Raw genomic sequence first — 22,193 nt, forward strand, 5'->3', positions numbered from 1 at the left:
AATTAAAATCGAAATAATAATATTACGCCCGCCGATTTATTGCCGTGTCATATTTCCCTGCGTGATAATCGAAAGCGGAAAACAGCCGTTATCATGTGACATTAGTGGCAATGAATTGTGAATTAATCGTTAAATGTAACAACGCTTTTCGGATAATTACGGCGAAAGATGTTAACGCCTTTCCCCTCCCCTGCCGAATAAAAGCGTTTGTCACAGCGTGTTCAACCGCTGTTTTTTTATTCAGCTCTGACGACCCTTCCGGGGCCAGAAGCTGAATAAAAACCCTGCTTTTTACAGGCTTATTGCTGCGAAATCACCACAAGATGACGTTCGCCTTCCAGTTCCGGAACGCGTAAAGCTTCAATTTTTTCCACGCTAAAGCCTGCCGGTAGCGAAGCGATCTCCTCATCCGGACGTACGCCTTTCAGCGCATAAAAGCGTCCGTGTGTGCCGGGTAATGCGCGGCACCAGGTCAGCATATCCTCCAGCGAGGCAAATGCCCGGCTGATAACGCCATCAAACGGCGGATCTGCCGGGAACTCTTCAACCCGGCTCTGCACTGGCGTGATGTTAGTAAGTCCTAACTCATGCTGCACCTGACGCAGAAAGCGTACCCGCTTACCCAGGCTGTCCAGCAGCGTAAAATGCGCCTGCGGACGGACAATGGCCAGAGGAATACCCGGCAGTCCCGGTCCGGTACCCACATCAATAAAGCGTTCCCCCTGCAGATGCGGCTCTACCACCACGCTGTCGAGGATATGGCGTACCAGCATTTGTTGCGGATCGCGTACTGAAGTCAGGTTATACGCTTTATTCCACTTGTGCAGCAGCTCCACATAGCCAACCAGCTGCTGTTTTTGTTGATCGGAGAGCGAAATATTTGCTGCGTCGAGCAGCCGGGAGAGTTTGTTAATCACAGCGATGTTTCCGTTAACAGGGGCAGCCGGAGCTGCCCCGATGGTCAGTCAGGCGCTTTTACGCAGCAGACCCTGTTTTTTGAGATAGATCAGCAGAATTGAGATCGCGGCTGGCGTGATGCCGGAAATACGCGATGCCTGGCCGATTGAGGTCGGCTTATGATCGTTGAGCTTGGCGATCACTTCGTTTGACAGGCCATTAACCTGACGGTAATCAAGCGTGACAGGCAGTAAAGTGTTCTCATTGCGCAGCTGGCGGTCTATCTCCTCCTGCTGACGCGCAATATAACCTTCATATTTAACCTGGATTTCAACCTGCTCAGCCGCCTGCTCATCAGACAGCGCCGGACCATAATCCGGCAGCGTCATCAGCCGGGCATAAGTCATCTCCGGACGACGCAGCAGATCCTCTGCGCTGGCCTCTTTTGTCAGCGGTGCACTGATGATGCTGTTTACGTCAGCCACATTCTCTGACTTCGGATGCACCCACAGGCTGCGCAGACGCTGGCGTTCCAGCTCAATCGCTTCGAGCTTCTGGTTATAGCGCGCCCAGCGCGTATCATCGACCAGGCCCAGCTCGCGGCCCGTTTCAGTCAGACGCAGATCCGCATTGTCTTCGCGCAGCATCAGACGATACTCGGCGCGTGAGGTAAACATGCGGTAGGGCTCTTTGGTACCCAGCGTGCAGAGGTCATCGACCAGCACGCCAAGATAAGCCTGATCGCGGCGCGGTGCCCAGCCCTCTTTGTCCGCAGACTGGCGCGCAGCGTTGAGGCCAGCCAGCAGCCCCTGGGCTGCAGCTTCTTCATAACCGGTGGTGCCGTTGATCTGGCCGGCAAAGAAGAGACCCTGAATAAACTTGCTCTCCAGCGTGGGTTTCAGATCGCGCGGATCGAAGAAATCGTACTCGATAGCATAGCCAGGACGCACAATGGTGGCGTTCTCCAGCCCTTTCATTGAGCGGACAATCTGCATCTGCACATCAAAGGGCAGACTGGTGGAAATGCCGTTCGGGTAGATCTCATTGCTGGTCAGTCCTTCCGGCTCAAGGAAGATCTGATGAGCATTACGATCGGCAAAGCGCATGACTTTGTCTTCAATCGACGGGCAGTAACGCGGACCAATTCCCTCAATAACGCCGGCATACATCGGACTGCGATCGAGATTGTTGCGGATCACATCATGCGTCTGTTCGTTGGTATAGGTGATCCAGCAGGGAACCTGCTGCGGATGCTGTGCCGTATTGCCCATAAACGAGAACACCGGCATTGGCGTATCGCCGTGCTGTGGCGTCAGGACAGAGAAATCGATAGAGCGCGCATCAATACGCGGTGGTGTACCGGTCTTGAGACGATTTACGCGCAGCGGCAGCGCCCGCAGCCGTTTTGCCAGCGGGACTGAAGGAGGATCGCCAGCACGACCACCGCTGTAATTATCAAGACCGATATGAATCTTGCCATCAAGGAATGTGCCGACGGTCAGCACAACCGTTTTCGCCCGGAACTTCAGTCCCATCTGCGTGACGGCACCGACCACCCGATCGTTTTCAACGATCAGATCGTCAACCGCCTGCTGGAAGATCATCAGGTTGGGCTGGTTCTCCAGCGCAGTGCGTACCGCCTGGCGGTACAGTACACGGTCCGCCTGTGCACGCGTAGCTCGTACCGCCGGGCCTTTACTGGCGTTTAGTATCCTAAACTGAATACCTGCCTGATCGATCGCGGTGGCCATCAGGCCGCCGAGGGCGTCCACTTCCTTTACCAGGTGTCCCTTTCCGATACCACCGATCGCCGGATTGCAGGACATTTGTCCCAGCGTGTCGATGTTATGCGTGAGTAACAGCGTTTGCTGACCCATTCGGGCGGCCGCCATGGCGGCTTCGGTACCCGCATGACCACCACCGATTACGATGACGTCAAAAGGATCTGGATAAAACATGAAGTGGGTCCTCGTTAAAGTTCAGACAGGGATCGTTGCCCTGGGCGGTGGATTCTACTGAAATTATGGTTCAGGCGAAAGCGGCGGATCCTGCGTGTTTATAGAAAGGATCTTTACTCTTTTATATGATCTTCTTGTTAGATCTCTTATTAGGATCGCCGGTTTCTGTGGATAACGTGGCAAACCCGTTATTTTACATCGGCCTGAGAAGGATCGTTTGCTGTGAAAGATCGGTGATCCTGATCCAGATAAGCTGGGATCAACTTTGCTAGTTATCCACAGATTAAAAAAGCATCAGCAGTTATTACTGGGATAACTACGGGTTATACGCATGATTCAGGCTGTTTTATCCACAGGCGATCGGCAGGATCCAGGATAAATACAGTGTAATCGTCTGGGGATCGTCACTATTTCCCGATCCCCTGCCAGCCACGATCCGTCAGATCTGTTCAATCCAGCCCGTTACCCAGGCTTCAGCGGCATCTTCCGGTATCTCATGCTCAAGCATGTCAATTTCCAGCCGTTCACCGATGCGCGTGGCACCCAGCGCGATCAGCCGGGCCTCCAGCGTTTTTATTGCGCCGCAGAAAAGATCGTATTCGCGGTTGCCGATGCCTATAGCACCAAAGCGCACGGCAGAGAGATCGGGTTTTTCTGTCTGCAGCGCCTCATAAAAAGGCAGCAGATTGTCAGGCAATTCACCGGCACCGTGTGTGGAAGTCACCACCAGCCAGATACCCGATGCAGGCACCTCATCAAGCGCCGGGCCGTGCAGTACGCTGGTTTCAAAGTCTGCATCCTGCAGCTTCTCTTCCAGATGTTCTGCGACATATTCGGCACTGCCAAGGGTACTGCCAGTGATTAAGGTAATATCAGCCATGATCGTCTCCCGCACTAAAGGCAGGCATTGTACGCTGTGATCAAGCCGTGATCCACCTGTGGAAAACAGGGTTAATAACAGAAAGCATCCGCGGACAAACCAGTTACCACGCCGGATCCTTTCTGCATAACTTTATGCACAGACTGATGTGATTCAGGGCTTGATGGTACGCATGATCGGGTTTTGCAGTGAGATCAGGGTTTCAGTGGACTGGATCTCATCAATGGTCTGGATCTTGTTGATCAGCACCTGCTGCAGCGCATCGATAGATCGACACATGACCTTAATGAAAATGCTGTAGTGGCCGGTGGTATACCAGGCCTCAACCACTTCATCCAGCGCCTCAAGCTTGCTGAGCGCTGCCGGATAGTCGCGTGCGCTCTTCAGAATGATGCCAATAAAGCAGCAAACATCGAATCCCAGCTGGCGCGGATCGATCTCCACGCGCGTGCCCAGAATAATACCGGCCTGGCGCATTTTCTCGACGCGGACATGAATCGTGCCGGGGCTGACATTGAACTGCTTTGCCAGCTCTGCGTAAGCCGTACGGGCATTCTCCAGCAGCGCATTGAGTATGCCGCGGTCGAGATTATCCAGTTGCAGATGTTCTGCCATCATCCTTCCTCTTAAATTCTTCTTCGCTGAACAGAGGTGAATGTGCAGGAATTTAGCGGGGCAGGCAAGATGCAGACTGCGGGCATGCCGCAGTCTGCACGCTTTTAGCGTTTACGCCAGAGCGTAAGCTGCGCCTGAGTGTGCTGAAACTTGCGTGCGGTTTCGCGGATCACAAAGGGCACATCCTGTGGCGGAGCGATTTCTTCAAACTCATCGCGCAGAAGGCGCTGCAGCGCCTGACTGGTTGTCAGCGCCTCACCGTTTTCACGGATACCGCCCAGCCAGTTCTCTTTAGGCGTGAACGCCTCAAGCCAGGTGTAAGGTGAAGAGATGGCCAGCACGCCGCCCTGACGGATCATCGGCGTAATATCCTGCAGGAAACGCTTTGGCTGACGCAGACGATCAATCAGATTGGCGGCCAGCACCAGATCGTACCGATCCGGCTGCGGCTTCAGGTTGCAGGCGTCACCCTGAACGAACCGGATCCGTTCAGCCTGCTGCCGGTCAATTCCGATCTCCTTCAGCCGCACCTGGCGATACGCAACCAGCTCGCCCTCCTCCGGTACCACATAGCGGAAATCCTCACCGGAAGTAAGCTGCAGCGCCACATCAATAAAGCGCGCGGAGTAGTCCATGCCGGTAACGGCGGCAAAGTGACGCGCCAGGGCAAAGCTGGCGCGACCGGTGGCACAGCCGATATCCAGCGCATGCCCGTGCTGACGGCAGTGCGGCAGCACCAGCTCAACCAGTTTTTCCGCATAGTTTTCCACGCCGTAGTAGCCCGGCCCGTACTGGAAGTCGAGATACTGCGACACCATGCTGTCAGTTTCATACGGGTTAAGTTGCATACTCTCTTTATGCGCTGACACCACATAACGGAAACCGGCATGCTGGAAAAAGTGACGACGAAAAGCGTAGCGCGACGATTTTAACGCCTCATTACCGGTTGAGATCCAGCTGCCGCCTTTGATGATTGCATGCTTTCCATCAAACGTAGGGGTGGAAAAATCGTCATACAGAGGATGTACGCGGAATCCTTCAAAGCCATTGATTGGCGTAGTGGTCCACTGCCAGACGTTACCCACCAAATCAAAGAAATCGCCCTGAGCAAAATGATCCACCGGGCAGGAAGAGGCGTGGTACGCCAGGTTGATATTACCGGGTGCCTGCGTCCAGTCTGGCTGATCGCCGCTGACCTGTTCGCGCAGCAGCATGTACTCCGCCTCACACGGCAGCTGAATCGCCTTACCGCTCTCTTCTGCCAGCCAGCGGCAGAAGGCGGCCGCCTCCAGCTGATTAACTTCAGCCGGCCAGTCCCACGGCATCGGCACCTCTTGCGTCATCAGGCGCAGGCGCAGCGCGTCAGGTTGTGTAATATCACCGACCCAGAAAGTGGGCATCTGTGCGCCGGCAAATTTACGCCAGCCCTCTCCCTCTTCATCCCACCAGCGCGCTGTCTGATAGCCGCCGGCCGCGACAAACTGATAAAATTCAGCATTGCTGACCAGCATTTTACTGGCCTGAAACGGTCTGAGCTCAGTTTTCTGGTGGCCATACTCATTATCCCAGCCGTAGGTATCATCTGTTTTTCCCTGCAGCACCGATCCACCCGCCAGCGCAACCAGGCTGTTTTCCGGTACGGCGGCGCGATCGTGACGCGCCAGCGGGCAGGCAGGCCAGGCCGGCTGCGGCTGCACCCATTCCAGCGGCAGCTGGCGGATCAGGACGCTGGAGGTCTCCAGATGGATGCGCTCATGTTCAATGCCCATCAAAATGACCCAGGCCGGACTCTCCCAGCCGATCGGCAGCTCAAGCGGCATAGTACGGATAAAGTCAGTCACCAGCGCTTTTACTTTGCCGCGATAATCGCGCACTTCTGCCACATCGGGCCAGTCGTAATGGTTGTCGTTGAGATCGTCCCAGCTCATCTCATCCACACCAATGGCCATCATCGCCTCAATGCGTGCGTCAACGCGCCGATCGAGATAGCGTCCTGCCATCAGTTTGTTGATATAAAAGGATGCGGTATGGCCAAAATAAAAAATCAGCGGATGGCGCAGCGGAATGGCTTTATTAAACCAGGCGCGCTCATCGCTCAGGCAGTCGAACAGGCTTTCATAGAGCGACCAGGTCCGGGTGAAATAGGCGAGCAGTTCGGCCCGCTTCTCTTCAGCCGTGCCACCGGAAAGGCGCGGGGTGCGGGTCGGAGCAGGCAGTTGGCAGGATACGTCGGCGATTGTCACAGTGAACTCCGTAAGGCTGAATAAACACAGCGGGTTATTCACTATAGCAAATGCGGATTTCTGTCAGATGAATCAGCGTGTCCAGCGGCGCAGCAGGCGGCTTTTTAGCCCGGTATCAAAGCGCCAGATATGATCGAAAATGCGCAGAATGCCGGGTTTGCCGTGCGCCGACATCGCCACCGCGTGAAACCGCTGCTGCTGAATCCGCTGCCGCTGTTTCACGATGTTAATCAGCTCTTCCGGCAGGCGCTGGGCAATAAAGTCAGAGATAATCACCGCGTCTGCCTCCTGCCACTGGCTGCCTTCCATGCGCTGCACCACGGCACTCAGGCAGGCCGTCAGATCGGTGCCGCCGCGAAAACGCTGGCTGAGGAAACGAATCGCCTGTTCAATGCCGTTATCGGCGGTAAGCTCATAGCCGACCACCTCATGGGCAAACAGCATAATGTAGCAGCGACGCCGATCTGCCAGGGCAATTTTCAGCAGCGCGAGGCAAAAGGCTTTGGCGCAGCGTTCATTAAAACCGCCCATCGAACCGGACGTATCCACGCAGACAATAAACGGGCCGCGCGGCTCGGTTTCATGCTGCTGATGGCTTACCGGCCTCAGCGCGGTTTTTTCATGCCAGGCATCACCCTGCAGGCGATAGGTCAGCAGGCGTTTTTCTACCAGACGCCGGTAAAATTCCAGCTCCAGTTCACTGATACTGAGCGCAGCCAGCTCCGGCGGCAGCAGACGCAGCACATCATCGCTCTGATGAATACCACTGACCTCTTCCGGTACATTGTCTGGCTCATGCACCAGCTGGTGGAACGCTTCCAGCGGTGCATCACGTGCCGGCACCGATTTGGCTTCGCGGCTGCGACCCAGCTGCTGTGCCAGCTGCATCAGCTCCGGCTGCTGCGCCAGAAAATCACCATATTGCACAATCAGCGCGTAGTCGCCTGGCTGCAGTGAAGCTTTACTGAGATCCCACAGCCGGCCGGCGGCCGCTTCATCTTCATCAGTCAGCACCGGTGCCAGCTGGCCGCTCAGCGCCATACGCTGCTGCAGTTCTGCCAGCAGCCGTTCACGCTGTGCCTCGAGTAACGTTTCATTCAGCGTCAGCGTCTGCAGCGTCAGGCTCAGTCGCCAGCGCTGCAGAAACAGCCGGTGCTGTGCATGGCTCAGTTCCGAACCTTCATTACGCTGCAGCAGCGTACCGGCTTCGGTGAGAAAAGGAGAGGGCAGTCTTTGCAGCTGATCAAGGAGGTGCGGCAGCTGAGCACTGAAATCACGGCTGCTGAGCAGCTGTAACTGCTCAAACAGCTGAAACTCCTGCGCCAGCGCAGCGGGTACCGGCGTCGCTTTCATCTGCCCGGTGATTTCAGCACGCCAGCGCGGCAGATCGCGCAACATCGCCTGCTTCATGCGGGGAAATTTCTCGAAAAACAGCGCCAGCTGCGGAGTAGCCAGCAGCGCCAGAATCAGCTCATCAATCAGCTCTGCTTCGCCAATTGAGAGCAATGTACTGAGCGTTTCCAGCGAGATCATTTCCGCGCCTGTTTCAGCTGCTCTGCCACATCCTGCAGGCTGGTCTCAATGCGTGCCAGCCAGTCATCACTGATAAACAGGCAGCGCTGATGCTGGCTGAACAGCGCACGCTGCGCCCGCAGACGGGTCTCCAGCGCATCATATTCCTCAACGATCTCCGGCGGCAGCGCCTGCAGACTTGCCGCCCCGGGCAGGGTCAGGCGCGTGGATTGCAGGCTGACATCGCGCAGCGTCAGGCAGTGATGGGTATCGACCAGCAGATCAAGCGACTGTGCAAAGCCGATACCGTTTAGCTTGCCGCGCATATCTCCGCCTTTCAGCAGCCACTGAACCAGGGCCTCGCGGCTTACTACTATATGGCTGACCTGCATATCGTGCAGCGTCAGCGGCTGCTGCAGCATCAGGGTCAGCTGTTCGCCGGCAACCGACTCCGGTAGCTCATAATGTGGCTTACGGCTGAACATGCCGCTGTGCTTCTCCAGCGTCAGCGCCTGCGTCACGCTCTGCTGCTGCTGCAGTGCCAGACGCTGCGCAGTGATCTGCTGCAGCCGGTGCAGCATCGCCTGCTGCTGCCAGGCGTGCTGCGTCATCAGCGCATCCATTTCGCGATCCAGCAGCGTCATTGAAGCGATGTCATGCCAGAGGCAATCTTTCAGCAGCACCAGATCGATAGGCGCAATCGCGGTTCGCCCGCTGTAAAAGGCGCTGGCCTGCAGCAGATGGATCGCCTTTTTCCAGCGGCGATCGGAGATATAGGGCGCATCCGGCAGATTTTCCAGCTGCTGACGCAGCTGATAGATAAGCTCAAACACATCGTCAGGCAGCCTGACCTGACTGATGCCTTTTTGCCACTGCAGATACTCTTCATCACTGATGCAGAGCGACTCCGCGACCGGGTTAAGGTTTTCATCCTGCTGGTGGGTCAGCATGCTGCGGAAGTTCTGCTTCTCATGCACGTTATCCAGCCACAGGCGGATCAGCATGCGGTCATAGAGCGCTTCAAGGCCGCTGTCTGCTTCCGGCAGTTCGTTTGAGGCGGTCACCAGCAAACGCATCGGAATCGCCTCTTCGCAGTCGCCGTTCCGGAAGCGCCGCTCGTTAATGGCGGTCAGCAGCGTGTTCAGAATAGCCGGACCCGCTTTCCATATCTCATCCAGGAAAACGATCTCCGCATCCGGCAGATAGCCTCTGGTCAGACGCTGATAGCGTCCCTCATCTTTCAGGGCCTGGATCGACAGCGGACCAAACACCTCTTCCGGCGTGGAAAAACGGGTCATCAGGTATTCAAAGGCGCGGGCGTGCTGAAAAGCGTATTTAAGACGGCGGGCGATCAGGCTTTTGGCAATGCCAGGCGGGCCGAGTAAAAACACGCTTTCGCCGCTTAACGCTGCCAGCAGGCAGAGGCGAATGGCATGGTGCCGTTCATACAGCCCTTTTTCCAGCGCATTACTCAGTCGGGAAATTCTTTCTGCCAACAGATGGGGTTGAGCCATAATCACATCATTGTCCTTCTGAACCTGGTGCCGTTACGGTCTGGCGAGCGCAATACTCTACTGTTTATCATGCTTGAATGCGTTGATAGCCGTCAGCTTTTTTGTTTCAGAAGGTTGTGGCAGCACAACGTGCGGTTTTCATGCCGTTTTCTGCCTGATTTTCGGCGAAAAAGCAGATTACGCTGCGCATAATCAACAGCGCTGTCTGTTGGTTTCTGCCAATTGTGTGCATACTGTGCGCTTTTTGATGGCCTGAGTCGTCACGGCTCCAACACAAGACACCCTATGAGCTCGGATAAGAAACAGTCTCTTGGCGCCGTCACGCTTGCGGCAATCGGCGTGGTCTATGGCGATATTGGTACCAGTCCGCTGTATACCTTACGTGAATGCCTTTCCGGTCAGTTCGGCTTTGGCGTTGAACGCGAAGCGGTCTTCGGCTTTTTGTCGCTGATCTTCTGGCTGCTGATTCTGGTAGTGTCGCTGAAATACATCAGCTACGTCATGCGCGCCGACAATGCCGGTGAAGGCGGCATTCTGACGCTGATGTCGCTGGCGGGTCGTCATACCGGCGCGCGTGCCACTGCCGTTCTGGTGATCATGGGGCTGATTGGCGGCAGCTTCTTTTATGGTGAGGTAGTAATTACTCCGGCCGTATCCGTGCTCTCAGCGATTGAGGGACTGGAGATCGCCGCGCCCGGTCTTGATACCTGGATCGTCCCGCTGGCGATCGCCGTGCTGACGCTGCTGTTTATGATCCAGAAACAGGGCACCGGTATTGTAGGCAAGCTGTTTGCGCCGGTTATGCTGGTATGGTTTCTGGTGCTGGCGGTGCTGGGCGCGCGCAGCATTCTGAATAATCCTGATGTCCTTCACGCGATGAATCCTTACTGGGCGCTGCACTTCTTCGTTCAGTACAAGTCCGTCTCCTTTTTTGCGCTGGGCGCGGTGGTGCTGGCGATCACCGGCGTTGAAGCGCTCTATGCGGACATGGGGCACTTCGGCAAATTTCCGATCCGTCTGGCGTGGTTTGTGGTGGTGCTGCCTTCGCTGGTGCTGAACTATTTTGGCCAGGGCGCGCTGCTGCTCGCGCATCCGGAAGCGATTAAGAACCCGTTTTTCCTGCTGGCACCGGACTGGATGCTGATCCCGATGCTGCTGCTTGCCACGCTGGCGACGGTTATCGCCTCACAGGCTGTGATCTCCGGCGTCTTTTCACTGACGCGTCAGGCGGTGCGACTGGGTTATCTGCCGCCGATGCGCATTGTTCACACCTCTGAAGAGGAGTCAGGGCAGATCTATATCCCGGTGATCAACTGGCTGCTCTACGCCGCGGTGGTAATTGTGATTGTCGGCTTTGAGCACTCCAGTAATCTGGCCGCGGCCTACGGCATTGCCGTGACCGGCACCATGGTCCTGACCGCGATCCTCTGTGCCACGGTGGCGATTCAGAACTGGCACTGGAACCGTTATCTGGTCATGCTGATGCTGGCCGCGATGCTCTGTATCGATGTGTCGCTGTTCTCCGCTAACCTGATCAAAGTTTTCTCCGGCGGCTGGCTGCCGCTGACGCTGGCGCTGATGATGTTCATCATCATGACGACCTGGAAAAGTGAACGCTTTCGTCTGCTGCGCCGCATGCATGAGCACGGCAACTCGCTGGACGCGATGATCGCTTCACTGGAAAAATCACCGCCGGTACGCGTACCGGGGACGGCGGTATATATGTCGCGTGCACTGAACGTGATCCCCTTCGCGATGCTGCATAACCTCAAGCACAACAAGGTGCTGCATGAGCGCGTGGTGCTGCTGACGCTGCGCACGGAAGATTCACCCTATGTGCATAACGTACGCCGGGTAACGATTGAACAGCTGTCGCCCACGTTCTGGCGCGTGGTGGCGAGCTACGGCTGGCGTGAGACGCCAAACGTGGAGGAGATTTTTCACCGCTGCGGGCTGGAGGGGCTTAACTGCCGGATGATGGAAACGTCATTCTTTATGTCACATGAATCGCTGATCATCGGCAAGCGGCCCTGGTATCTGCGCCTGCGCGGCAAACTGTTCCTGACGCTGCAGCGCAATGCGCTGCGCGCGCCGGATCAGTTTGAAATTCCGCCTAACCGGGTCATTGAGCTGGGCACGCAGGTTGAGATTTAGCGCCCATTGCGTAGCCCGGTCAGCGTCACGCGTAGTCCCTGCGGCACGGCGTGACTGAAGCACAGCTGCAGGCCATGCAGCTGTGCAATGTTTTTCACAATCGACAGGCCCAGGCCACTGCCGCTCTGCGCCTGACCAGGCGGGCGCCAGAAACGTTCACCAAGCCGCGCCAGCTGCTCGTCCGACACACCTGTACCAGTGTCTTCAACCACGATGTTTTCCGGCCCCAGCCGCAGCGCTATCCGGCTGTGTGCCGGCGCATAGCGCAGCGCATTATCCAGCAGATTACGTATCATCAGGCTCAGCAGCAGCGGATGACCGTTCATCACCGGCTCTGCATCAATCGTTAACGTTATCTCTGTCTGCTGCGCTGCGGCCTGCGGCAGATGTTCAGCGACCAGCGCCTGCAGCAGCGGCACCAGTGCAACCGGCTGAAATTCACTGCGCAGATCGTCCGCTTCAACGCGCGACAGCGTCAGCAGCTGATCCACCAGCCGGGTCGCGCGGATAATACCGCTATCGAGCTGCTGCAGCGCCCGCAGTCGCACCTGTTCATCATCTGCGGCCAGCTGGATCACCTCACTTTGCACGCGCAGGGCAGCCAGCGGGCTGCGCAGCTCATGGGCAGCATCGGACGTGAAGCGGCGCTCGCGCTGTACCAGCTGCGCCGTGCGTCCGAAGAGATCGTTGAGCGCCGTCACCAGCGGCTGCACTTCCCGGGGCAGGCGCGTCACCGGCAGCGTGGTCGCATCATCCGGCACGCGCTGCTGCAGCATATGCGCCAGCTGCTTCAGCGGCCGCAGTTCATACCACACCAGCAAGAGCAGCAGCAGCAGCATAAACGGTATCGCAACAAGCCACGGCAGCAGCGCGGCCGAGGCGAGATCGCGCGTCATGTCATCCCGGTAATCCTGCTCCTGCCCCACCACCACGCGATACTGTTTATCGGGCGACGTCAGCCAGAGCAAACGCCAGGGCTCATCGTCGTCGCGCAGCTGCTCGTCGCGAAAGCCGTCGCGTCGCGTATCGAACGCTAACCCGCGCCCGTTCTCGCCGTCGTTGAGCAGCGGTGTACCGTCGATGTGAAATACCGCAAAGGCCAGCGCATCATCATCCTGATCGCCACGATGATGGCGTAAAAGGGTTTTGGTTTTCGGTAATGCCGCGTGATGCAGGCTGGTGGGGTCGAGCGCCAGCAGCCGTTTGGCAAACAGCATCTGCTGGGTATCAAACAGTTCGTTAACCGTATCGCGCGTCTGCTGCCACGCGCTCCAGCCGGCGCTGGCACCGCACAGCAGGATCAGCAGCACAAAGCCTATCGCCAGCCGGACAAACAGGCTCATTCTGCCGCTCCCAGCGTATAGCCAATACCGTGCACGGTGCGGATAAACTGGCTGCCCAGTTTTTTGCGCAGATGATGAATATGTACTTCTACCGCGTTGCTGGAGACATCGTCATCCCAGCTGTAAAGCTTCTCTTCAAGCTGGCTGCGCGTCAGCACCTGAGCCGGATGTCGCAGAAACAGCTCCAGCAGCGCCAGTTCGCGGCTTTTCAGTTCAAGCGGTTCGCCATTGAGCAGAACGCTGTGGCTGGCGGGCTGCATGACAACATTGCCGTGCCGCAGCTCAGGCTGCAGCTGGCCATGCCGGCGGCGGATCAGCGCCTGCAGTCGCGCAGCCACTTCAGTCAGTGCGAACGGTTTGCAGAGATAGTCATCGGCACCCAGCTGTAAACCCTGTACGCGCTGATCCAGTGCGTCGCGCGCGGTGAGGATCAGCACCGGAATATCCGCGCCTGCAGCGCGCCACTGGCGCAGGATATCCAGCCCGTCGCGTTCCGGCAGCGACAGATCCAGCACCACTGCATCCCAGGGCGCTGCGCTCAGCGCCTGACATCCGGCCTCACCGGATATAAACCAGTCGACGCTGAATCCCAGTTTTGTCAGGCCAACCTTCAGCCCGTCGCCAATCAGCGTGTCATCTTCAATCAACAGAATTCGCATTGTGCTCTCCCCCGGCTACAGGCGAGTTATACGAAGCCCGTCCGGGCTTGTACAGGCCAGCAGCGCGATTTTCAGCTATTTTTCACGCAACGGTAAAAAAAAGAACCTCTTAAGATCCTGTTAAGGAGTGTCTGGTTTACTGGCTGACATTCCACCTGTTCACAGAAATGAGGTAACTAATGAAAACACGTATAGCGTTAATGACCCTGATTGCCCTGGCCACCGCACCGGTACTCGCCGCGCCACAGGGCGGCTTTATGGATCCCGCTGCGCCAGCCGCACAGAGTCAGCAGGCGGGCGGTTTTAAAGCCGGCGACACCAGCGTCGTGACGGTAAAACAGGCTGAAGAGATGAAAGATGACAGCTGGATCACCGTGCGCGGCACGCTGGAAAAGCAGGTTGGCGATGAAGATTATCTGTTCCGCGACAGCAGCGGCACGATGAAAGTTGAGATTGACCACAAGCACTGGAACGGCGTGACCATTACGCCAAAAGATCGGGTCGAACTGACCGGCGAGCTGGATAAAGATTTCAACGCCATTGAGCTTGACGTAAAACAGGTTCGCAAGCTGCCATAAGCACACTACGAGGCCACTGCCTAAGTGGCTTCGTTCATTCCGGCAGAGCACTGCCGCGATATTTCCTGCCTCTCTGCACTCCCTGACTCAAATTTTTCCGGTCGACAGCGAAACGTTTCGATGGCGATCACACTTCCGTGATGGTGTCGTTGCGTTACTATGCTGCTTTTATACACTGCTCCACAGCGAAACGTTTCGCTGTGGAGTGGATGAAATGAAAAAAGGTCGCCTGTTACACGCTGAACTCTCTCATGTGATTGCCCGCCTCGGGCATACCGATACGCTGACCCTTGCGGATGCGGGCCTGCCCATTCCGCACGGACCCCGGCGTATTGACCTGGCGCTGACGCCGGGTACGCCCGGATTTTTACAGGTTGTGGACATCGTCACGCAGGAGATGCAGGTAGAAAGCGCCCTGATTGCGGAGGAGATTAAAGAACACAATCCGCACCTTCACAGCCAGCTGATCGCCGTGCTCGAAGCCTTGCAACAGCACCAGGGGAATAGCATTACCATCCGTTACATCACTCATGAACAATTCAAACAGCAGACGCAGCGCAGTCAGGCGGTCATTCGCAGCGGAGAGTGTTCTCCGTATGCGAATGTCATCCTGAGCGCCGGCGTCACCTTCTGAGGCCGCTATGCAACCATTACTGCAACTTAAAGGGATCGAAAAGTCGTTTCCTGGCGTAAAGGCGCTGAATGGTGCCTCGCTGGCGGTCTACCCGGGGCGCGTTATGGCGCTGGTGGGCGAAAACGGAGCCGGTAAATCCACCATGATGAAGGTGCTGACCGGCATCTACACCATGGACGCCGGCTCGCTGCAGTGGCTGGGCGAACCTGTTGCGTTCTCCGGCCCAAAGGCGTCGCAGGAGGCAGGCATCGGCATTATTCACCAGGAGCTTAATCTGATCCCGCAGCTGAGCGTGGCGGAGAATATTTTCCTGGGCCGGGAGTTTATAAACCGGTTTGGCCGTATCGACTGGAAAAAGATGCATCGTGAGGCAGAGGCGCTGCTTAAGCGTCTTAACCTGCGTTTCAGCAGCCACAAACTGGTGGGCGATCTCTCAATTGGCGATCAGCAGATGGTAGAGATTGCCAAAGTACTGAGTTTTGAATCACGCGTCATCATCATGGATGAGCCGACGGATGCGCTGACGGATACCGAAACGCTGTCGCTGTTTCACGTTATTAACGAACTGAAAGCGCAGGGGTGCGGCATTGTCTATATCTCGCACCGCATGAAAGAAATTTTTGAGATCTGCGATGACGTAACCGTATTCCGTGACGGGCAGTTTATTGCCGAGCGCGCCGTCAGCGATCTGAGCGAAGAGCAGCTGATTGAGATGATGGTGGGGCGCAAGCTGGAAGATCAGTATCCCCATCTCGATCACTCGCCCGGTGAAATCCGTCTGCAGGTTGAAAAACTCTGTGGCTCAGGCGTGGAGGATGTCAGCTTTAGCCTGCGCAAAGGCGAAATTCTGGGAATTTCAGGGCTGATGGGGGCCGGGCGAACGGAGCTGATGAAAGTGCTGTATGGCGCCCTGCCGCGCCGCAGCGGCAGCGTCACGCTCAATGGCCGTACGGTGAACGTACGTTCACCGCAGGAGGGGCTCGCCAGCGGTATCGTTTATATCTCTGAAGATCGTAAGCGCGACGGACTGGTGCTGGGGATGTCAGTAAAAGAGAACATGTCGCTGACGGCGCTGCGCTATTTCAGCCACGCCGGCGGTAATCTGAAGCATGCGGAAGAGCAGCTGGCGGTAGGTGATTTTATCCGCCTGTTCAATGTAAAAACGCCTTCAATGATGCAGCCGATCGGCCTGCTCTCCGGCGGTAACCAGCAAAAGGTGGCGATTGCCCGCGGCCTGATGACCCGTCCGGACGTGCTGATCCTGGATGAACCGACGCGCGGCGTCGATGTGGGTGCCAAAAAAGAGATCTATCAGTTAATCAATCAGTTCAAAGCGGAAGGGCTGAGCATCATTCTGGTGTCATCGGAAATGCCGGAAGTACTGGGCATGAGCGATCGCATTCTGGTGATGCATGAAGGCCGTATCAGTGGCGAATTTTCCCGTGAGCAGGCTACCCAGGAATCCCTGATGGCGGCGGCGGTCGGTAAGCAACACAGCGAGGATTTAGTCGTATGAGTACCCACACCCTACCCGCCAGCCGCCGCTGGTTCAGTAAAAGCTGGCTGCTGGAGCAGAAGTCACTGATTGCGCTGATTGTGCTGATCGCCGTGGTCGCCAGCCAGAGCCCGAACTTCTTTACGCTGGCCAACATGTTCAACATCCTGCAGCAGACCTCGGTCAACGCCATTATGGCAGTGGGCATGACGCTGGTGATCCTGACGTCAGGCATCGACCTGTCGGTAGGCTCGCTGCTGGCGCTGACCGGTGCGGTTGCCGCATCTATAGTCGGCATGGAGGTTAATGCGCTGGTTGCCGTTGCTGCTTCCCTGGCGCTGGGCGCATTTATTGGCGGGATCACCGGCGTGATCGTGGCGCGCGGCAAGGTGCAGGCATTTATCGCGACGCTGGTGATGATGCTGCTGCTGCGCGGTGTCACCATGGTCTATACCGACGGCAGTCCGGTTAATACCGGCTTCAGTGAAAACGCCGATCTGTTTGGCTGGTTCGGTATTGGTCGCCCGCTGGGGATCCCGACGCCGGTATGGCTGATGGCACTGGTATTCGCGCTGGCGTGGTACATGCTGCATCACACCCGCCTCGGTCGCTACATTTATGCGCTGGGCGGTAATGAAGCCGCTACCCGTCTGTCAGGCATCAGCGTTAACCGCGTCAAAATTACCGTCTATGCGCTGAGCGGACTGCTGGCAGCGCTGGCAGGCACGATTGAAGTGGCCCGTCTCTCCTCAGCACAGCCTACGGCTGGTACCGGTTATGAACTGGATGCGATTGCGGCTGTGGTACTGGGCGGCACCAGCCTGGCAGGCGGTAAAGGCCGTATTATGGGTACGCTGATTGGCGCGCTGATTCTGGGTTTCCTGAATAATGGCCTGAACCTGATGGGCGTATCTTCCTACTACCAGATGATTGTTAAAGCCGTCGTGATTTTGCTGGCGGTGCTGGTAGATAACAAAAGCAGTAAATAACTCTGACCCTCACACAGGATTCTGTAAATGAAAAAATTAACTGCACTGGCCGTCATTCTTGGTGCCACCCTGAGTGCCGGCGCAATGGCCAAGGATACGATTGCGCTGGTGGTTTCTACCCTGAACAACCCCTTCTTTGTCTCGCTTAAAGATGGCGCTCAGAAAGAAGCGGATAAGCTTGGCTATAACCTGGTGGTGCTGGACTCCCAGAACAACCCGGCAAAAGAGCTGGCTAACGTGCAGGATCTGACCGTTCGCGGCACTAAGCTGCTGCTGATCAACCCGACAGATTCCGACGCCGTTGGCAACGCCGTGAAAATGGCTAACCAGGCAAACATCCCGGTGATTACGCTGGACCGTATGGCAGCACAGGGCAAGGTAGTAAGCCACGTGGCTTCTGACAACCGGTTTGGCGGTAAAATGGCGGGTGATTTTATTGCGAAGAAACTGGGTGACGGAGCAAAAATCATTGAGCTGCAGGGCATTGCCGGTACGTCAGCCGCGCGCGAGCGGGGTGAAGGCTTTAAACAGGCAGCTGACGCGCATAAATTTGCTATTCTTGCCAGCCAGCCGGCTGACTTTGATCGTACTAAAGGGCTGAACGTGATGCAGAACCTGCTGCAGGCGCATCCGGATGTGCAGGCCGTGTTTGCACAAAACGATGAGATGGCGCTGGGTGCGCTGCGTGCGCTGCAGACGGCCGGTAAAACCGACGTGCTGGTGGTAGGGTTTGATGGTACGGCCGACGGTGTGAAAGCGGTTGAGTCAGGTAAGCTGACTGCAACTGTGGCGCAGATGCCGGACAAGATCGGTATGATTGGTGTGGATACCGCAGACAAAGTGCTGAAAGGTGAAAAAGTGCAGGCGATCAATCCGGTTGACCTGAAACTCGTCACTCAATAAAACCAAAGAAAAGCGTGGCCACGCGCCACCCTCAGGGTGGCGCAACTTCCTGGATCTCTCTCTATGAGCAAATGCGCAACACTGGCGGTAATGGGCAGCATTAACGCCGATCATATCCTGAACCTGAGCCACTTCCCCCGCCCCGGTGAAACCGTTATCGGTAAGGCGTATCAGATTGCGTTTGGCGGCAAAGGCGCTAATCAGGCGGTGGCAGCCGGGCGTGCGGGCGCTGACATCGCTTTTATCGCCTGCGTAGGCGGCGATGACACGGGCGAACGCATCTGTGAGCAGCTGCAGCGCGACAATATTGATATCGCGCCGGTTGAAGCCATCCCGTCAGAGGCAACCGGCGTGGCGATGATCTTCGTAAACGGTGAGGGTGAAAACAACATCGGCATTTATGCCGGTGCTAACGCCGCGCTGACGCCGGAGTACGTGCGGCGTCATCAGCAGGTGATCGCTGACGCAGCGGCGCTGCTGATGCAGCTGGAGTCCCCGCTTGATAGCGTGCTTGCAGCTGCACAGATTGCGCGGCAGCACGGCACGCAGGTGATCCTCAATCCGGCCCCTGCGACCAGGCTGACTGATGAACTGCTGGCGCAGATCGACATTATTACGCCTAACGAAACCGAAGCGGAGATCCTGACCGGAATTGCCGTAACCTGTGACGCGGAGGCCGCACAGGCAGCGCAGGCGCTGCATGCCAAAGGGATCCGCACCGTGCTGATTACGCTGGGGCGGCGCGGCGTATGGCTGAGCGAAGAAGGTAACGGGCAGCGTATTCCTGGCTTTAGCGTACAGGCTGTTGACACCATCGCCGCAGGTGACACTTTCAACGGGGCTTTTATCACCGCGCGGCTGGAAGGCTTGGCGATGCATGATGCGGTACGGTTTGCGCATGCGGCGGCAGCGATAGCGGTTACGCGGCCTGGCGCTCAGCCTGCAGTGCCGTGGCGCCATGAAATCGATGCCTTCCTGCAGCAACAGGAATAAGCCCTTGGCTACCATGAAAGATGTTGCCCGTCAGGCGGGCGTTTCCACCTCTACTGTTTCGCATGTGATCAATAACAATCGCTTTGTCAGCGAGCAGGTGCGCGAAAAGGTTGAACAGGCTATCCGTGAGCTGAACTATGCGCCCTCGGCGCTGGCGCGCAGCCTGAAAATCCGGCAGACGCGTACTATCGGTATGTTACTGACGGCCAGCAGCAACCCTTTCTATGCAGAAGTGGTACGCGGCGTGGAGAACAGCTGTTATGAACGCGGCTATAGTCTGATCCTGTGCAATACCGAAGGGGATGAGGAGCGCATGAATCGCAGCCTGGAAACGCTGATGCAGAAGCGCGTCGATGGCCTGCTGCTGATGTGCACGGAGACGCATCTGCCTTCAGCTGAGATCCTGAATCGTTATCCCTCGGTGCCGATGGTGATGATGGACTGGGCACCGTTCGAAGGACGGGGCGATATCATTCAGGATAACGCCTTACTGGGCGGTGAAATGGCGACCCGCCATCTGATTGAACGAGGCTACCGGCGTATTGCCTGTATTGCGGGACCACAGGACAAAACGCCGGCGCGACTTCGCCTTGAAGGCTTTCACCAGGCGATGGCGGCGCACGGTTTAACGGTGCCTGAGGGGTATGTGGTTGACGGCGATTTTGAGTTCCAGGGCGGATTCAATGCCATGACGCAGCTGCTGGCACTGGAGCCGGTACCGGAGGCGGTGTTTACCAGTAATGATGCGATGGCGGTGGGCGTTTATCACGCGTTATATCAGGCGGGTCTGAAGGTGCCGCAGGATATTGCGGTCATGGGATATGACAACATTGAGCTGGCACGTTATCTGACACCGCCGCTGACTACGGTGCATCAGCCAAAAGATGAGCTGGGCGAACTGGCTATTGATACATTAATTCACCGCATGGGCGCACCCGACGCCAGCCAGCAAACGCTGGTGCTGACGCCGGAGCTGGTAGAACGCGGTTCTGTTTAAGCCGCTTTCTTTTTCTTTTCCCGGTTGGCGATCAGGTTACGGCCATCGCCCGGCCGCAGCAGCAGGAAGGCGGCGGCAGACAGCACGGTAATGACGCCCATAGTCAGAAACGTGGCGTGAAACTGCTGCACGGTTGTGCTTTCAACATCCTGATAAAAGCGCAGCACCGCCGCGCTGACCGCCACACCAAAACTGATTGAGACCTGCTGCGTTACCGCCAGTACGCTATTGCCGCCGCTGGCGTTGTCATCATTAAGATCGGCCAGCGTAATCGTGTTCATCGCGGTGAACTGCGTAGACATCGCCATGCCGAGCACAAACAGCCCTGTCAGCAGCATTACCGCGCCCTCACCCGGTGACTGTAGCGAGAAGCTGGCGATCAGGATGCCAATAATGATAGTAATGCCCACCAGGGTGCGACGATAGCCAAAACGGCGCAGCACCTGCGTCACCGTCGATTTAGCCAGCAGCGAGCCAATGGCCGTAGGTCCCATCATGCAACCTGCAATAATAGCCGGATAGCCAAAGCCCACCTGGAGCATCAGCGGCATCAGAAAGGGAATACAGCCGGTGCCGAGGCGCGCCGCAATATTGCCGAGAATGCCGACAGAAAAGGTGCGGGTGCGGAACATCGGCAGGCCGATCAGCGGTGCGGGATGGCGCCGCGCATGCAGTATATAAAGAAGCAGCAGTGCAAAGCCGCCAAACAGCACCAGCAGCGCCTGCCATGACGCAACAATGCGCTCGCCGAACAGCTCAATGCCCACTGAGATCAGCACCAGCCCCAGACCGAAAAGAAGAAAACCGGTAAAATCGAAGCGGCGTTTTGGCGTGGTGAAATCCGGCATATATTTACGCGCGTAAAAAATGCCGGCAATACCGATGGGAATATTGATCAGGAAAATCCAGTGCCAGCTGGCGTAGGTCACCAGCAGGCCTCCCAGCATGGGTCCGAGGATAGGGCCGACCAGGCCTGGCATTGTCACAAAGTTAAGCACCGGCAGCAGTTCACTGCGCGGATAGGCACGCAGCAGCGCCAGACGCGCCACCGGCATCATCATGGCACCGCCCACGCCCTGCACAATGCGCGACACGACCAGCATACTCAGCGAGCCTGACAGGGCGCAGGCCAGCGATCCCACCGTAAACAGTGAAACGGCAATAATAAAAATACGGCGGGTACCAAACCGGTCGGCCAGCCAGCCGCTGACCGGTATCAGCATAGCGACAGTCAGGGTATAGCTGATAACGGCGGATTGCATAGCAAGGGGGGAGCGTTCAAGGCTGGTGGCTATGGCCGGAAGCGCTGTATTAAGAATGGTTGCGTCGAGTGCCTGCATAAAAAACGCCATTGCGGCTATCCACGGCAAGCCAGCCATACTGCGCGCAGAACGAATCATCGAAAATCCTTCTATTGGTGGTGCTGGCAAACAGCATTATCAGAAAAGAATAGCATTGCCGTTACAGGCAATGACGTTGATTTGTGCCTGTTGCAGCGCCGTTTTGGCCATTAATTGGACATTTAATGCCTGCTTTTAACGCTTTCGCTCAAAAAAGAGACGCTCGGCTATTTTTTTGCAATAAACACTTGTCACCCGCCGAGAACTCCCTATAATGCGCCACCACTGAGACGGCAAAGCGGCAACGCAGACGGGCTCAGCAGGGCGTGAAGCGATTCACCCCGCCGGAGAAAAACGCTGAAAAAAGTGGTTGACTCTGAAGGAGGAAGGCGTAATATACGCCACCTCGCGACAGACGCTTAAGGCGCTGGACGCACCGCTCTTTAACAATTTATCAGACAATCTGTGTGGGCACTCGCAGGATTGATA

General features: G+C 56.7%; 18 protein-coding genes. 8 read left to right on the top strand and 10 right to left on the bottom strand.

Going from position 1 to position 22,193, the window contains the following annotated elements:
* Positions 1–299: 299 nt before the first annotated feature.
* The 7 genes from rsmG to ravA form a co-directional block, all read right to left on the bottom strand.
* Positions 300–917, bottom strand: coding sequence for a 16S rRNA (guanine(527)-N(7))-methyltransferase RsmG (gene rsmG, locus BBA90_RS03255; RefSeq protein WP_065647899.1), 618 nt, complete (start codon positions 915–917; stop codon positions 300–302).
* 48 nt (positions 918–965) lie between these two features.
* Positions 966–2,855 carry a tRNA uridine-5-carboxymethylaminomethyl(34) synthesis enzyme MnmG gene (gene mnmG / locus BBA90_RS03260; RefSeq protein WP_065647900.1) on the bottom strand — a complete coding sequence of 630 codons (1,890 nt, stop codon included), beginning with the start codon at positions 2,853–2,855 and terminating at the stop codon, positions 966–968.
* 439 nt (positions 2,856–3,294) lie between these two features.
* The gene (gene mioC / locus BBA90_RS03265) at positions 3,295–3,735 is read right to left on the bottom strand and encodes an FMN-binding protein MioC (protein ID WP_065647901.1); all 441 of its coding nucleotides are present in this window, start codon (positions 3,733–3,735) and stop codon (positions 3,295–3,297) included.
* A 153-nt stretch (positions 3,736–3,888) separates the two neighbouring features.
* Positions 3,889–4,350, bottom strand: a complete 462-nt coding sequence (asnC, locus tag BBA90_RS03270) for a transcriptional regulator AsnC (protein WP_039381403.1) — start codon at positions 4,348–4,350, stop codon at positions 3,889–3,891.
* Positions 4,351–4,454: 104 nt separating this feature from the next.
* Entirely contained in the window at positions 4,455–6,593 is a 2,139-nt protein-coding gene (ovoA, locus tag BBA90_RS03275; protein ID WP_065647902.1) for a 5-histidylcysteine sulfoxide synthase, read from the bottom strand.
* Positions 6,594–6,665: 72 nt separating this feature from the next.
* Positions 6,666–8,126, bottom strand: a complete 1,461-nt coding sequence (viaA, locus tag BBA90_RS03280; protein ID WP_065647903.1) for an ATPase RavA stimulator ViaA — start codon at positions 8,124–8,126, stop codon at positions 6,666–6,668.
* Positions 8,123–9,619 (bottom strand): ATPase RavA, encoded by a 1,497-nt coding sequence (ravA, locus tag BBA90_RS03285; protein ID WP_065647927.1) that lies wholly within the window; start codon positions 9,617–9,619, stop codon positions 8,123–8,125. The genes viaA and ravA overlap by 4 nt, the downstream gene beginning before the upstream one ends.
* Before the next feature lie 285 nt (positions 9,620–9,904).
* Here ravA and kup point away from each other — a divergent pair, with 285 nt between their 5' ends.
* On the top strand, positions 9,905–11,773 hold the full coding sequence (kup, locus tag BBA90_RS03290; RefSeq protein ID WP_065647904.1) for a low affinity potassium transporter Kup: 1,869 nt from the start codon (positions 9,905–9,907) through the stop codon (positions 11,771–11,773).
* Here the strand turns inward: kup and qseC are convergent.
* The gene (qseC, locus tag BBA90_RS03295; protein WP_065647905.1) at positions 11,770–13,116 is read right to left on the bottom strand and encodes a quorum sensing histidine kinase QseC; all 1,347 of its coding nucleotides are present in this window, start codon (positions 13,114–13,116) and stop codon (positions 11,770–11,772) included. The genes kup and qseC overlap by 4 nt on opposite strands.
* On the bottom strand, positions 13,113–13,775 hold the full coding sequence (qseB, locus tag BBA90_RS03300; RefSeq protein WP_039381386.1) for a quorum sensing response regulator transcription factor QseB: 663 nt from the start codon (positions 13,773–13,775) through the stop codon (positions 13,113–13,115). Before qseB ends, qseC begins: the two co-directional genes overlap by 4 nt.
* Before the next feature lie 179 nt (positions 13,776–13,954).
* Between qseB and BBA90_RS03305 the strand changes: the two genes are divergently transcribed.
* From BBA90_RS03305 to rbsR, 7 genes are all read left to right on the top strand, one after another.
* Positions 13,955–14,353 carry a YgiW/YdeI family stress tolerance OB fold protein gene (locus BBA90_RS03305; RefSeq protein ID WP_065647906.1) on the top strand — a complete coding sequence of 133 codons (399 nt, stop codon included), beginning with the start codon at positions 13,955–13,957 and terminating at the stop codon, positions 14,351–14,353.
* 214 nt (positions 14,354–14,567) lie between these two features.
* On the top strand, positions 14,568–14,987 hold the full coding sequence (rbsD, locus tag BBA90_RS03310; protein ID WP_065647907.1) for a D-ribose pyranase: 420 nt from the start codon (positions 14,568–14,570) through the stop codon (positions 14,985–14,987).
* A gap of 7 nt (positions 14,988–14,994) precedes the next feature.
* A complete protein-coding gene (rbsA, locus tag BBA90_RS03315) occupies positions 14,995–16,503 on the top strand; it encodes a ribose ABC transporter ATP-binding protein RbsA (protein ID WP_065647908.1) in 1,509 nt (502 codons plus the stop codon).
* Entirely contained in the window at positions 16,500–17,471 is a 972-nt protein-coding gene (rbsC, locus tag BBA90_RS03320) for a ribose ABC transporter permease (protein ID WP_065647909.1), read from the top strand. The genes rbsA and rbsC overlap by 4 nt, the downstream gene beginning before the upstream one ends.
* A gap of 27 nt (positions 17,472–17,498) precedes the next feature.
* Complete coding sequence (gene rbsB / locus BBA90_RS03325; protein ID WP_065647910.1) at positions 17,499–18,374, top strand: ribose ABC transporter substrate-binding protein RbsB; 876 nt, start codon at positions 17,499–17,501, stop codon at positions 18,372–18,374.
* A 63-nt stretch (positions 18,375–18,437) separates the two neighbouring features.
* Positions 18,438–19,367: a ribokinase gene (rbsK, locus tag BBA90_RS03330; protein WP_065647911.1), complete on the top strand. Its 930-nt coding sequence runs from the start codon at positions 18,438–18,440 to the stop codon at positions 19,365–19,367.
* A gap of 4 nt (positions 19,368–19,371) precedes the next feature.
* On the top strand, positions 19,372–20,364 hold the full coding sequence (rbsR, locus tag BBA90_RS03335; RefSeq protein WP_412159209.1) for a ribose operon transcriptional repressor RbsR: 993 nt from the start codon (positions 19,372–19,374) through the stop codon (positions 20,362–20,364).
* Here rbsR and mdtD read toward each other — a convergent pair.
* The gene (gene mdtD / locus BBA90_RS03340) at positions 20,361–21,764 is read right to left on the bottom strand and encodes a multidrug transporter subunit MdtD (protein ID WP_065647913.1); all 1,404 of its coding nucleotides are present in this window, start codon (positions 21,762–21,764) and stop codon (positions 20,361–20,363) included. The two genes, rbsR and mdtD, sit on opposite strands and share 4 nt — an antisense overlap.
* Positions 21,765–22,193 lie beyond the last annotated feature (429 nt).

The organism is Pantoea eucrina, from assembly GCF_001691555.1.
Lineage (GTDB): Bacteria > Pseudomonadota > Gammaproteobacteria > Enterobacterales > Enterobacteriaceae > Pantoea > Pantoea borealis.

What these genes read in the sequence shown, in the direction of transcription:
- mnmG (WP_065647900.1), bottom strand. Translation starts at nt 2,855, where the DNA reads ATGTTTTATCCAGATCCTTTTGACGTCATCGTAATCGGTGGTGGTCAT.
- mioC (WP_065647901.1), bottom strand. Translation starts at nt 3,735, where the DNA reads ATGGCTGATATTACCTTAATCACTGGCAGTACCCTTGGCAGTGCCGAA.
- asnC (WP_039381403.1), bottom strand. Translation starts at nt 4,350, where the DNA reads ATGGCAGAACATCTGCAACTGGATAATCTCGACCGCGGCATACTCAAT.
- viaA (WP_065647903.1), bottom strand. Translation starts at nt 8,126, where the DNA reads ATGATCTCGCTGGAAACGCTCAGTACATTGCTCTCAATTGGCGAAGCA.
- ravA (WP_065647927.1), bottom strand. Translation starts at nt 9,619, where the DNA reads ATGGCTCAACCCCATCTGTTGGCAGAAAGAATTTCCCGACTGAGTAAT.
- kup (WP_065647904.1), top strand. Translation starts at nt 9,905, where the DNA reads ATGAGCTCGGATAAGAAACAGTCTCTTGGCGCCGTCACGCTTGCGGCA.
- qseC (WP_065647905.1), bottom strand. Translation starts at nt 13,116, where the DNA reads ATGAGCCTGTTTGTCCGGCTGGCGATAGGCTTTGTGCTGCTGATCCTG.
- qseB (WP_039381386.1), bottom strand. Translation starts at nt 13,775, where the DNA reads ATGCGAATTCTGTTGATTGAAGATGACACGCTGATTGGCGACGGGCTG.
- BBA90_RS03305 (WP_065647906.1), top strand. Translation starts at nt 13,955, where the DNA reads ATGAAAACACGTATAGCGTTAATGACCCTGATTGCCCTGGCCACCGCA.
- rbsD (WP_065647907.1), top strand. Translation starts at nt 14,568, where the DNA reads ATGAAAAAAGGTCGCCTGTTACACGCTGAACTCTCTCATGTGATTGCC.
- rbsA (WP_065647908.1), top strand. Translation starts at nt 14,995, where the DNA reads ATGCAACCATTACTGCAACTTAAAGGGATCGAAAAGTCGTTTCCTGGC.
- rbsC (WP_065647909.1), top strand. Translation starts at nt 16,500, where the DNA reads ATGAGTACCCACACCCTACCCGCCAGCCGCCGCTGGTTCAGTAAAAGC.
- rbsB (WP_065647910.1), top strand. Translation starts at nt 17,499, where the DNA reads ATGAAAAAATTAACTGCACTGGCCGTCATTCTTGGTGCCACCCTGAGT.
- rbsK (WP_065647911.1), top strand. Translation starts at nt 18,438, where the DNA reads ATGAGCAAATGCGCAACACTGGCGGTAATGGGCAGCATTAACGCCGAT.
- mdtD (WP_065647913.1), bottom strand. Translation starts at nt 21,764, where the DNA reads ATGATTCGTTCTGCGCGCAGTATGGCTGGCTTGCCGTGGATAGCCGCA.